This window comes from Sphaerisporangium melleum, assembly GCF_014646695.1.
In the GTDB taxonomy this organism is placed as follows: Bacteria; Actinomycetota; Actinomycetes; order Streptosporangiales; family Streptosporangiaceae; genus Sphaerisporangium; species Sphaerisporangium melleum.
This window is the reverse complement of record NZ_BMNT01000017.1, coordinates 87620-99555: the sequence shown is the minus strand read 5'-3', so window position 1 is coordinate 99555 and position 11936 is coordinate 87620. Positions and strand designations below refer to the sequence as shown.

Annotated in this window: 8 protein-coding genes and 1 pseudogene; 4 read left to right on the top strand and 5 right to left on the bottom strand. The window is 73.8% G+C overall.

Annotation, left to right across the window (positions count from 1 at the left end; all coding sequences use genetic code 11):
- Nucleotides 1–55 precede the first annotated feature (55 nt).
- Complete coding sequence (locus IEY93_RS16710) at nt 56–1279, bottom strand: MDR family MFS transporter (RefSeq protein WP_189163986.1); 1224 nt, start codon at nt 1277–1279, stop codon at nt 56–58.
- 81 nt (nt 1280–1360) lie between these two features.
- Between IEY93_RS16710 and IEY93_RS16705 the strand changes: the two genes are divergently transcribed.
- The gene (locus IEY93_RS16705) at nt 1361–2476 is read left to right on the top strand and encodes a DUF5937 family protein (RefSeq protein ID WP_189163985.1); all 1116 of its coding nucleotides are present in this window, start codon (nt 1361–1363) and stop codon (nt 2474–2476) included.
- Here the strand turns inward: IEY93_RS16705 and IEY93_RS16700 are convergent.
- The gene (locus IEY93_RS16700; protein WP_189163984.1) at nt 2439–4094 is read right to left on the bottom strand and encodes an expansin EXLX1 family cellulose-binding protein; all 1656 of its coding nucleotides are present in this window, start codon (nt 4092–4094) and stop codon (nt 2439–2441) included. The genes IEY93_RS16705 and IEY93_RS16700 overlap by 38 nt on opposite strands.
- A 313-nt stretch (nt 4095–4407) precedes the next feature.
- Between IEY93_RS16700 and glnA2 the strand changes: the two genes are divergently transcribed.
- Nucleotides 4408–5769 (top strand): gamma-glutamylpolyamine synthetase GlnA2, encoded by a 1362-nt coding sequence (gene glnA2 / locus IEY93_RS16695; protein ID WP_189163983.1) that lies wholly within the window; start codon nt 4408–4410, stop codon nt 5767–5769.
- A gap of 106 nt (nt 5770–5875) precedes the next feature.
- Nucleotides 5876–6388 carry a hypothetical protein gene (locus IEY93_RS16690; RefSeq protein WP_189163982.1) on the top strand — a complete coding sequence of 171 codons (513 nt, stop codon included), beginning with the start codon at nt 5876–5878 and terminating at the stop codon, nt 6386–6388.
- On the opposite strand, the gene IEY93_RS16685 is transcribed toward IEY93_RS16690, so the two are convergent.
- Nucleotides 6343–7260 (bottom strand): hypothetical protein, encoded by a 918-nt coding sequence (locus IEY93_RS16685; protein ID WP_189163981.1) that lies wholly within the window; start codon nt 7258–7260, stop codon nt 6343–6345. The genes IEY93_RS16690 and IEY93_RS16685 overlap by 46 nt on opposite strands.
- Before the next feature lie 231 nt (nt 7261–7491).
- Here IEY93_RS16685 and IEY93_RS16680 point away from each other — a divergent pair, with 231 nt between their 5' ends.
- A complete protein-coding gene (locus tag IEY93_RS16680; protein WP_189163980.1) occupies nt 7492–8235 on the top strand; it encodes a hotdog fold domain-containing protein in 744 nt (247 codons plus the stop codon).
- 27 nt (nt 8236–8262) lie between these two features.
- Here IEY93_RS16680 and IEY93_RS16675 read toward each other — a convergent pair whose 3' ends face one another.
- Both IEY93_RS16675 and IEY93_RS16670 read right to left on the bottom strand, forming a co-directional pair.
- Complete coding sequence (locus IEY93_RS16675; RefSeq protein WP_189163979.1) at nt 8263–10140, bottom strand: TRAFAC clade GTPase domain-containing protein; 1878 nt, start codon at nt 10138–10140, stop codon at nt 8263–8265.
- A gap of 61 nt (nt 10141–10201) precedes the next feature.
- Nucleotides 10202–11936 (bottom strand): annotated as a pseudogene (locus IEY93_RS16670) (hypothetical protein); the annotation flags it as partial.

Genomic DNA, 11936 nt, shown 5'->3' with positions numbered 1-11936 from the left:
GCAGGCCCTTGCTCCAGCCCGCCGGCAGGGCGATGGCGAGGCCGTCACGCCGGGTTCACGAGGCAGGGCCGGAGACCAGGGGGGCGGTGGCGCGGCGGCGGATCGCCGGGCCGATCGCGAGCTGCCCCACCGCGGCCAGCAGCCCGAGCACGCCCACGGTGATCCACAGCACGCCCTGCCCCGCGGCGAGCAGGCGGGTGCCGATCAGCGGTGCCAGCAGGCCGCCCGCCGACCAGGCGACCCCGGACAGACCGTTGTAACGTCCGCGCAGGTGCGGCGGAGCCATGATCGCGACCAGCGCACCCGGCATGCCCGCGGTGATCACTTCGCCGGTCGTCCAGATCGCGACGGTGACCGCGTAGCCGGCCGCCGAGGACACGAGCGCGGTCAGCGCGAACCCCACCGCCGTGACCGTCAGGCCGAGGGCCAGCACGCGGCTGGGGTCGTGCCTGGCCAGCCAGTGCCCGATCAGCGGCTGGACGACCACGATGAGCAGGCCGTTCACCGCCATCGCCAGGCCGTACGCCGAGGCGGGCAGGCCCGCGGCCGTGACCGCCAGCGGCAGCGTCGTGTAGGCCTGCAGGTAGACGAAGGTGAACAGCAGTGTCAGCGAGACGTAGGCGACCATCAGCCGGTCCCGCAGCACGTCGCGGAAGCCGCCGGTCTCGCGGCCGCGCTCCGGCCTGGTCTCCGGCACGGCCCGCCACACCAGCGCGCCGAAGACGAGCGAGGTGATCGCGTCGATCCAGAACAGCCAGAGGAAGCCGGAGTGCGCCAGCAGGCCGCCACCGATCATCGCCACCGCGAAGCCGAGGTTGATCGCCCAGAAGATGAGCCCGTACGCACGCGGCCGGTCGTGCGCGGGGATGAGGTCGGCGAGCAGGGCCTGCGAGGCGGGACGGTAGGCGTCCATGACCAGGCCGAGCACGGCCATCGCGGCGACGATCGCCGGAAGCGAGGTGCTGTACCCCAGAGCGATCATGGTGAACGCCGTGGCGACCATCCCGCCCGACAGCGTGGCCCGGCGGCCCAGACGATCGGTCAGCCAGCCGGCCACCAGCTGCGACACGAGGGACCCCACGCCGAAGACCGCCAGCACCACGCCGGCGGCGGCCAGCGACATCCCCCGGGACTGGGTCAGATAGATGCCGATGAACGGCTCGACCATGGTGCCGAGCCGGTTGATGAACGTGCCGGTGAACAGGACCCAGAACGCGCGGGGGAACCCGCCGATCCTGGCTCGGAGCAGAGATGGCTTTTCGACGACGGTGCTGGTCACGCGGATAACCTTTGGACATGTCCGAATCCGGGTGCCAATCTTTTAGGCAGCACTAAAAGTTCGGCGCAGGGCGGGGGCCTCATGAGCGTGGAGTGGCGGTTCGACGCCGGTGACCTGGCCCGGCTGCGGTTCGCGTTCTCGCCGCTGTGGGAGCTCGTCGCGAGTCTGCGCGTGCTCCGCGCCCCGGCGCGGCACTCGGTGCACCTGCCGTGGGTGCGGACCGTGACTCCCCGGCTCGGCGGCATCGACCTGTCCGAGCTGTTCGCGCTCGCGCCCGTCCACGGGTACATCGCCGACTTCCTCACCCCGCCGCCGGACACTCCGCTGCCCGACTTCGAGGCCGAACTGGACCGCGTGCGAGGGACGCCGCCCGCCCAGGCGGCGCGTGAGGCCGGCCACCTCACAGCGGGCCCAGGCTCGGACATCGTCGCCCGGTTCCGGGACGATCCGGTCGCCGGGGTGCGGCGGGTGGCCGACGCCCTGGCCGCGTACTGGGACGTGGCGCTGGCCGAGTACTGGCCCCGGGTCCACGGGCTGCTGGAGGCCGACCTGATGTGGCGCACCCGGCGGCTGGCCACCGGCGGCGCCCGGGAACTGTTCGCCGACCTGCACCCCTCGGTGCGCTGGGAGGGCGACCGGCTCATCGCCGAGCGGCACTGGTGCCATGCCGGTGACCTGGGAGGGGACGGCCTGCTGCTGGTGCCGAGCGCCTTCCGCTGGCCGGACATCGCGATCATGACCGAGCCCTACCAGCCGATGCTGGTCTACCCGGCGCGCGGCATCGGCACGCTGTGGGAGACCGCGCCGCCGGCCGCGCCCGGCGCGCTCGCCGCGCTCATCGGCCGCACTCGCGCCCGCCTGCTGGTCTCGCTCCGGCACCCCGCCTCCACCACGGCGCTGGCCAGGCGGATGTCCCTGACCCCCGGCGCGGTCTCCCAGCACCTGTCGGTGCTCGGCGCCAGCGGGCTGGTCACCCGCAGCCGCATCGGCCGCGAGGTTCTCTACCGGCGCACCCCCACCGGCGACGTCCTCGCCGGCGGCTCCGGCGACTCCGGCGAGACGAGCCCCGCCGCCGATGCCGGTGCGCAGGCGGACCCCGATGCGGCGGGCCGCCGCACCGGCCGACGGGAGGCGGCGGACGGCCGGAGCAGGGGCGCGGTCAGCAGAAGAACGGGCGGGCGGAGGGCAGCGCGGTGAGCGGTGCGCGGCCGGGGGAGGCGCGCGGGTCGCCGGGGGAGGCGTCCATCGTTCCCCTGGCCGCGCCGGCCACCCGCCCCGCAGGGCCGTCGCCCGGCGCGCCGGGGACCCGGTGAGAGCCGGCCGACGCGGTCTCCCGCGACCGGCCGGAGGCGCCGGGCGTCCGTGACGCGTCAGCCGGGCCGGACGAGGCACTCGGCGCAGTTCCGGGGGCGCCGGGCGGCATGCCGTCGGCCCGCATCCCATCGCGTGCCGTGCCGCCGGACGGCGGGGGTGCCGCACCCGCGGGCGACGACCAGGCTCCACCCGCGGCGGTCCCGCCGCTCGCGGACGGCGGCCGAGGCGGGCGCCCTCCGGTCGTCTCGCCGGATGGCGCGGAGGTCCCGCCGGTGATGGACGGCGCGACACCGCCGCCAGGGGACGACACCCTCTCACCGGCCCTGTCCGCGGAGCCGCGGCCGGTCACGTCCGGGGACGTGCCCTCCTGTCCGCCGGTCGCCCGCGGAGGCATGGCGTTCGCGTCCCACTGCGACGTCCGTTCCTCCGCGCGGCGCGGACCGCGCCGCGCTTCGCCCGGCACGCCTGCGCCCAGCCGGGGCGCGGTGCCCCCCGCGGCCCGCCGCGCGGCCGTGCCCCGCACGGACGGCGCAGGAGTGGCGGCGGACGGGGCGTACAGCCGATGCTCGGTGCGCTGCAGCCTGCCGGGAATCAGCCGGATGCCACCGGCCACCAGCCGCTGTCCGTACACGTCGGTGACGCGCACGGTGTACGGCCCGGGGCCGGCGCCGCGACCGGGGAGGATCCAGTGGTTGTCGAAGGTGCGCGTCAGGTCGAGCCAGCGCCCGCCCTGCAGCATCTGCACCAGACGCAGCGGGTTGCCGTGGTCGATGGCCTGGATGGCGAACCGCCGGGCCGAGGAGCCCTGCTTGAGGCGGAACGCCACCGGGCGTGGCACCTCGGGGTTGCGTACGCGGTGGTAGCCGACCGGCACCACGCCTCTGCCCGGGCCGGTGATGCGGGCGAAGGCCCGGCGGCTCAGGTCGAGCTCGCCCGCCGGACACGACCGGCACTGGTCGACGACCTGGACGCGGACGGTGCCGCGCGGCCCGGTCACGTCGAGGTAGGCGCCGCACGCGGCCGAGCCGGCGTACTCGGCCGGGGAGACCGAGGCCACCAGGTCGTCCTGCACCGCGCCCGACAGCGAACAACCGCCGCCGAGCATCCGCACCAGCCATGCGGGCCGGTCGGGGCCGGGTGCCGCGGCGCAGGCGGCGTCCCGGCCGGTCTGGGCGCCGAGCAGCACGAGTGTGAGCGCGGTGCCCAGCGACAGCGCCCAGGCCAGCCGGTGCCACCCCGCTCCGCGCGGCGGACGGCCCTCGCCGCCGGGACCGCCGGACCGCGACCAGGCGGCCCCCGACCAGGGCCGGGCGGCCTCCGGTCGGGGGCGCCCGCCCCCGGCACGGTGGGCGGGCCGCCGCCCTCCGGCCCGCGCGCGCGACCAGAGCCGGGCCACCTGACCGGGCCAGGACCAGGACCGTGGCCGGAGCCAGGGCCGGCGCCGGAGCCGGAGCCGGGGGCGTGGTGCCACCGGGCCGGCGTGCCGCTGATCCGCCTCCATGTGGGTTCTCCTCGCCGGGCGTGACTCGTTGACGAATGCGGAACGGCACCATGCTGTCACATTGGGCAACCAGAGGCTGGTCTTGTCCCACCTCTGGTGTCGAATGGCGTTGAGAGGGCATTCGGTGACCGAGGCGCGCGCGGCGGATCCACCCGGTGGGTCCGCATCGACTCCTCACTACGGACCCGCGTAACGTGTGCGAAACACCAAGCGGGCAGACTGGTAGATGACCAGACATGTCTTCCGCCGACTCAGAGACTGGCTCAGCGTGACGACGATGGTGTCCGAACACCGTCCGGCAGAAGGGGATGCCTTGGACCGCCAGCAGGAATTCGTGCTCCGTACGCTCGAAGAACGCGACATCCGGTTCATCCGGCTGTGGTTCACCGACGTGCTCGGGTTCCTCAAATCCGTGGCGATCGCCCCCGCCGAGCTCGAAGGCGCGTTCGCCGAGGGCATCGGGTTCGACGGGTCGTCGATCGAGGGCTTCGCTCGCGTGTACGAAGCGGACATGCTGGCCAAGCCAGACCCGTCCACCTTCCAGATCCTGCCCTGGCGCAGCGAGACGCCGGGCGCCGCCCGCATGTTCTGCGACATCCTCATGCCGGACGGCTCGCCCTCGCACGCCGACCCTCGCTGGGTGCTCAAGCGCACGCTGGCCAAGGCCGCCGACATGGGCTTCAGCTTCTACACCCATCCCGAGGTGGAGTTCTTCCTGCTGAAGGGCAAGCCGGAGGACGGCGAGCGGCCGGCGCCCATCGACTCGGGCGGCTACTTCGACCACACGCCGCACAGCTCGGGGCACGACTTCCGGCGCAACGCGATCATGATGCTGGAGGCCATGGGCATCTCGGTGGAGTTCAGCCACCACGAGGGCGCCCCCGGCCAGCAGGAGATCGACCTGCGGTACGCCGACGCGCTCACGACCGCCGACAACATCATGACCTTCCGCCTGGTCATGAAGGAGGTCGCCCTGGAGCAGGGCATCTGGGCGTCCTTCATGCCCAAGCCCTTCACCGACTTCCCCGGCTCGGGCATGCACACCCACATGTCGCTGTTCGAGGGTGACCGCAACGCCTTCTACGAGCCGGGTGCCGACTACCAGCTCTCCAAGGTCGGCCGGTCCTTCATCGGCGGCCTGCTGCGGCACGCCCCCGAGATCACCGCGGTCTGTAACCAGTGGGTGAACTCCTACAAGCGGCTGTGGGGCGGCTCGGAGGCGATCGCGGGCCTCGGCGGAGAGGCGCCCAGCTACGTCAGCTGGGGCCACAACAACCGGTCCGCGCTGGTGCGCGTCCCCATGTACAAGCCGCACAAGGGCAACTCCACCCGGGTGGAGTTCCGTTCGCTGGACTCCGCCTGCAACCCCTACCTCGCGTACGCGGTGATCCTCGCGGCGGGCCTGAAGGGCATCGAGGGCGGGTACGAGATGCCGCCCGGCGCCGAGGACGATGTGTGGGCGCTCACCAGCGCCGAGCGGCGCGCCCTGGGCATCGAGCCGCTGCCGCAGAGCCTGGACGAGGCCATCACGGCGATGGAGCGGAGCGAGCTGGTCGCCGAGACGCTCGGTGAGCACGTCTTCGAGTACTTCCTGCGCAACAAGCGCACCGAGTGGCACGAGTACCGCCGCCAGGTCACCGAGTTCGAACTGGGCCGCTACCTGCCGGTGCTGTGACCACGGTCCGCCGGCCCGCACGCCGGCGGACGAGGTGCGGCAGAAGGACGCGACATCGGGTCGACCGCCTTCTGCCGCACCCACGTGATCATGTCCGGTGCCGCTGATGAACATCGGCGACTACATCGAGTTCTTCGATCCGGACGTGATCGGCGCGTGGCTGGACTGGGACGCGGTCACCTCATCGGACTGCCAGGTCAGCGAGACATGCTCGCGGTCGAGGGAGTACCTGGCGGGGTTGTACACCATGTGGTACGCGACCCCGGACGATACCGACGGCGACTGGCGAGGCGAGCGGGACCGGCCACTACGGGTGGGTGAAGCCCGGAGGACATCGAGGAGCTGGCCGCAAGGGCGGGCGAGCGGCGTCACGCGCCTGAGGGACGCCTTCGTACGGGAGAACCGCCCTGTTCACCTCGTACTGCCTGGATACTCGCTGGGGAACGGCCGGGTTCTGCTGCTCGACGGCACCCACCGCGCGGTCGCGGCTCATCTGTCCGGCCTCGAGGTACGGGTGATGGTGTTCTCCATCGAGGGTCCGCTCGACGCGGCCGTGCTTCCCGATCTCGCCCACTACTCGGTCTCTCCGGCCGGATCCGCCGGTGAGGTGGACGCGTAAGGAGGACGGGCGGCGGCGCGGCGGGCCAGGTAGTCGATGACCAGATTCTCCACCGCCTCGCGCTTCTCGGCGACGCGCAACCTGAGCAGCGAATCCAGCAGGATCGCGCAGAACAGGACGACGGCCGTCGGCGCGGCCACGACGGCCGCCCAGTGGAAGTCGAAGGCGACCATGAGGTTCAGCGACGAGAACAGGACCGGTGCCAGGATGGCCGCCAGGACGTTGATCTCCAACTCGGTCTTGTCGATGCTGTAGAGGGGCGCGTACGCCCGCAGCCAGAGCTTGCTGTACACGAAGCGGTAGTACTGGAGATCACCTGTGTGGTAGCCGCCCGTCGGGTGGAAGGAACGGCTCGCCGGCTCGGCCCGCCGGGTGGCCCCGTCGTCGTTCCGCGGGGGCGAGGCTTCTTCCCCCGAGGCCGCCTCGCCGGTCCGGGAGCTCTCGTGGTCCTCTCGGAGGGGCTCGCGCGATCGCTCCCGGTGCCGGAGATGCGCGTGGGCCTCGAAGCAGTCCGTGAGATCCTCCGGCGCGAACCACTCCTCCAGCCGGTTCTGCGCCCCTGTGCCGTAACGGCGCCTGACGAACTTCAGCCGCTCCAGGCGTCCCAGCAGCTTCAAGCTCAGCTCACGGCATATGTAGCCGAGGACGAAGGCGCCGGCGAGTGCGCAGATGGCGACCATCACGCCGAGGACCCCGGTGGCGCCCGCCAGTGCTTCCAGCGTCTTCTCGTGACGTAACTGGTTGACGAGCACGGTGCCCTCGGTGAGGAGCACCAGGCCCGGTGCGATGGCGCTGGACAGCTGAAGGCTGATGTAGAAGGACATGCGTCCGCGCGCCAGTTCCGTGCCTCCCAGAAGAGTGAGTGGATCCACCGTTCGCACCCCCGGAAGCGTCCGCAGCGACCCACCAGAGGTACCGATCGGGTGATCTCCCGTCAAGGGGGTCGCTCTTGTGCGTCATGTCGTCGTTGCACGCGGCTAACGGGTCCGTCATCGTTGCCTGCTGTAATGGTGATCAAGCGGTACTAGGTAATATCTGGCGGTACCTAACGGAATTTACGGTTCATCGCTCCTGTTGGGAGCAGCATTGGGGGTGCTACCGAAATGACAACGACGTCCGCAGGTGTGCAGACCACGCTGTCCGTGCCGGCCCGATTCCGCGGCCCTGAGGGCATCGCGAACGGCGGCTGGGTCGCCGGGACTCTGGCGGCGACACTGGCGGACAGGCTGGACTGCGCGCACGCGCTCGAGGTGACCCTGCGCCGCCCGGTTCCCCTGGACACCGACGTCATCGTGGGCCACATGGCCAACTCGGCGTCGCTCTCGCTCGATGGCGAGGTGCTCGCCGAGGCGATCCCCGTCGCCATGAACGTGACTCCGCCGCCGTTCGTGCCGTTCGCCGAGGCGGCGCGGGCCGAGGCCGGGTTCGCCGGGCTGACCGGTCCCCACCCCGCTCCCGGATGTTTCGTCTGCGGCCTGCGCGACCCCGGCGACGGCCTGCGCATCTTCCCCGGCCCCGTGGAGGGGACGGACCTGGTCGCCGCCGGCTGGCGGGTGCCGGTGACCGTGACCGACGACGACGGAGTGGTCCCCGACGCCGTGGTCTGGGCCGCGCTCGACTGCCCCTCCGGGTGGGCGAACGCCGCGAACGCCGCGAACGGCGGGCCCGGCCTGCTCGGGCGCATCACCGGACAGGTGTTCCGCCGCGTCTACCCCAACGGCACCTACTCGGTCGTCGCCCGCGCCACCGGCCGCGAGGGACGCAAGCTCTTCGGCGAGAGCGCGGTGTACGAGGTCGACGGCACTCTGGTGGCCGCCGCCAAGGCCACCTGGATCCTCCCCGCCTGACCCGCGTGGAGGCCGGGCACGTGGCGGTCACAGGGCCAGGCCGGTGCGCACCACCGAGACGGCCCAGGTGACGAGCAGCACCAGCACGCCGCAGCCGAGCAGGGTCGCCGCGCCGAAGACCGACCAGCGCAGCAGCTGGTAGGTCAGCGGCACGCGGTCCTGCCGGCCCCTGCCCGGCGCCCACGGACCGCGCAGGTCGGCCGTGGTCAGCTCCTCGTCACCTTCCGCGGTGTCGCCGTCGCCGGTCTCCTCGCGGTCATCCGCCTCGTCTGCGCCGTCCCCGCGGCGGCCCTCACCCGGGCCGCGCGGAGCGGGGACGGCGAGCCGCGGGTGGGCGTGGCCCTCCGAGCCGGCGTCGGCCGGCGGCAGGCCGACCAGCCAGGCGATCAGGCCGGCGATCGCCGCCTCGTCCGCCGGTAGCCCGGACGCCAGATAGCGCACCTCGCCCGCCGTCCGGGCCAGCTCGCGCACCATGTTGCCCAGCCCGATCCCGTCGAACCACTCCGGCAGCCGGTCGGCGTCGTGGCCGACGGCGGTGGTGCGCAGCAGGTCGGTCTTGGTGACGACGACGGCGACCCGTTTCTGCCCGCCGCCGTCCGACCGCGCGGCCAGCTCGTTCCTGACCCGCTGGAAGGTGTCGGAGGGATCCTCCGGGGACAGCACGACGCCCGCCTTCTGCAGGACCTGCCGTTCGGCGTCCGAGAGCCCCAGCTGCACCAGTGGCAGGGCGAACGGGTCCACCACGATCAGCATCGCCTCGCCGTGGGCCAGATAGCTCATCGCCTCCACCTGCGTGGCGCCGGTGAACCCCTCCCCGGACGGGTCGAAGAGGTACAGGATGCGGTTGCCGCTCCGGGTGCGCGAGCCGGGCAGCGTGACGTCCACCATCGTGGCCGACGGCGCGCGGGTCGTCGTCTTGGACACCCTGCCCAGGCGCAGCTCCTGCCGCAGCCGGGAGAAGGCGATCTCGTCCCCCTCCACGACGAAGCCGGCCCGACCTCGCGCGTCCTTCACCAGCCGGTGCAGCGCGTTGATCGCCAGCACCATGAACGTCGTCTTGCCCGCGTCGGGCCCGCCGACGAAGGGCAGCGGCTCGATGCGGGCACGCCCGATGCGCGGTGGCAGCGCCCGCCCGCACTCCGGGCAGTACGCCGGCAGGCGGAACCGGCCGAGCACGATGGCCGTCGGCAGGCGGGTGCCGCACCGGCACACGTGCCGGAAGACCCCGTCGAGGTTGGGCGACAGCCGCCGGTGCCGCCGGCCGCAGGTGGGGCAGGCGTACTCGGGCAGGGTGATCCGCGCGTAGCACTGCGGATGCGGGCAGGTCTGCAGGATGCGCCGCACGCGCATGAAGACGGTCTCGACGGCGAGCAGCAGCGTCAGGCAGGCGGCCCACAGCAGCGTCCCGGTCAGCGCGACCAGCACGTACGCGGCGGTGAGCGCGCCGGCCACGGCGGCCAGCGGGATCACCGCCGCCGCGACGCCCACGACCAGGGCGAGCCAGATGGGGAAGACGAAGAAACCCTGCGGGCTCCGCATCAGCCGCCGGGTCGCGCCGCCCAGCGCCGACCTCGCGGCCCGCGCCATCGCCGGCACCGCCGTGCGCTGGGTCCGCCACCAGTCGAGCGCCACCTGCCCGAACAGGTAGTGCCGGTAGGCGGGGTCCCGGTCGGACTCCGGCGCGCCCAGGCGATCTTCGGTCTCGCCGGCCCCCGCGACCACGGGGGAGGCGCCGCGCGATGTGACGGGCAGGAGCACCTCTCCGGCGCGCACGAAGTAGTGGCCGAGGCCGGTCAGGGTGGCCGCGGCCACGGTGGCCGCCGCCACGAACGGGAACCCGTACAGGAACCCGAAGTACATGCACACGCCCCACAGGACGACCAGGAAACCGACGACGAGCGGCATCAGCGCACGCTCGCCTTCCCGTGCCCGCCGCCTCCGCGGGGGGCCGGCGCGTCAGGACCGGTCATCGGGGGTCTCGCTTCCATGGACGGGCGCGGCGGCCTTTCGCCAGCTCTTTCAGCGCGGCGGAGAGTTCGGGGTCGTGCTTGAAGCGCGACTCCGCCGACCCGGGCAGTGACCAGCCGTTCAGCCGTCCCCTCGCCCACGTTTCCAGTTCGGGCACGGTCACCTCGGACTGGTACAGGCGGACGGCGGTCTCCAGCAGGGCCGCCTGCCCGTCGCGGGTCAGGCGGCCGTCCAGCCAGGCGCGCGCCACGGCGGACCGCTCGGGGCCCGGGAGCAGCCGGACCACCTCCGCGCGGAAGCGGGGGTCACGCTCGGCGAGGGCGCGGGCGGCGCGGGCGAGCACCTCCTCCAGCAGTTCCTCGTCGGCCTCCGGCCGCAGGGCGGCCAGGCGCCGCAGCGTCGCCGCCGCGCCGCCGGGGTCGGTGAGGTCGCGCACCGAGGCGAGCAGGAGCACCGCCTCGGCGTCCGCGGCGGGGTAGCCGGGCACGGTGTCCCGGACGAGCCCGGCGAGCCGCGCGATGTCCGCGTCCTCGACGTCCCCGGCCAGGAACGTGCGGGCGGGCAGGTCGCCGAGGTTGGGCGACTCTCCGAGGGCCGGGCCGAGCGCCCGCACCAGCGCCGCGCACTCTGGCACCTGCGGTGCCTGCTGCCACACCGCGAGCACCGCCGCGTCCAACTCGGCCGAGGCCGCCTCCTCCCCGTCTCCGGCGCGCTGCCCGCGCTCGGCCTCCGGCGCGCCCGCCGTCTCCGGACCGGCCCCGGAGACCCCCGGCCCACCGGGACCGGCACTCGCGTCGAGACCGGGATGCGTAGGGCCCGGCGCACCGCGGTCAGGGCCGGGGGCCGCGCCGGGGTCGGGGGCAGGAGGGCCGGATGTGCGGGTGGTGGCCGTCGCGCGGTGCAGGGTGACCAGGGCGACGGTGGCTTCGACCCGGGTGAGGTGGCCACGCCGCACACGGGACAGCAGCACCGCCGTCCCGGTGAGCGGAGCGGCGGAGAGGTCCAGCGACGCCAGCCCGTCGCACACCTCGTCGGTCAGCATCCGGCGCCGCACCTGCGGCGCCGCCTCCTCCACACCGCGGACCGCTCCGGTGAGCGTGGCCTCGCGCAGGCCGGCGGGCACCCGTGCCAGCAGCGCCCCGAGCTCGCCCCGGCCCTCGCGAGCCAGTGCGCGGGCCGCAGCGGCGAGCTCGGCCGTGCCCGGAGCGGCGCCCACCGCGGCGGCCACGGCCGCGACCTCGCCGAGCGCGCCCAGGTCGGCGGCCGTCGCGAACGCACGGGCGGCCTCGGCGCGCAGCCCCTCATGGGTGCCGCTCGCCCAGCTGGGGGGCGCGGGCGGCGGCAGGGCGGGGTCGCGCAGGGCCAGGACGGCGCAGCGGGCGGCGCACAGCTCGGCGGTCTCGGGCGGGGCGAGAGCGCGGACGGCGGCGGCCAGGGGGTACTCCATGCGGTCGCAGGCGCGGCCGAGGTCGGCCCACAGCCACTCGGGCAGGCCCGGCGAGAGGGCGCGGGCGATGGCCGCCTGCTCATCGCTGGTGACGCTGCCGTCGCCCCGGCAGAACGCCAGCAGCGCGGCACTGGTCTCCGGCTGGAATCCGCCGCCCGGTACGGCGTACCGCCCGCCGCCCGCACCGTCCGGCCCGGGTCGCCGGGACGCGCCGCCACCGCCGGGTCCGCCCGGCGTGCCGCGTCCGGTGTCCGGGCTCACGCCCTCGCGGCCATCGCCGCCGGTC

Bases quoted from the DNA above. Each gene is read 5' to 3' on its own strand.
- IEY93_RS16690 (WP_189163982.1), top strand. From the start codon at position 5,876: ATGAACATCGGCGACTACATCGAGTTCTTCGATCCGGACGTGATCGGC.
- IEY93_RS16680 (WP_189163980.1), top strand. From the start codon at position 7,492: ATGACAACGACGTCCGCAGGTGTGCAGACCACGCTGTCCGTGCCGGCC.
- IEY93_RS16700 (WP_189163984.1), bottom strand. From the start codon at position 4,094: ATGGAGGCGGATCAGCGGCACGCCGGCCCGGTGGCACCACGCCCCCGG.
- IEY93_RS16675 (WP_189163979.1), bottom strand. From the start codon at position 10,140: ATGCCGCTCGTCGTCGGTTTCCTGGTCGTCCTGTGGGGCGTGTGCATG.
- IEY93_RS16705 (WP_189163985.1), top strand. From the start codon at position 1,361: ATGAGCGTGGAGTGGCGGTTCGACGCCGGTGACCTGGCCCGGCTGCGG.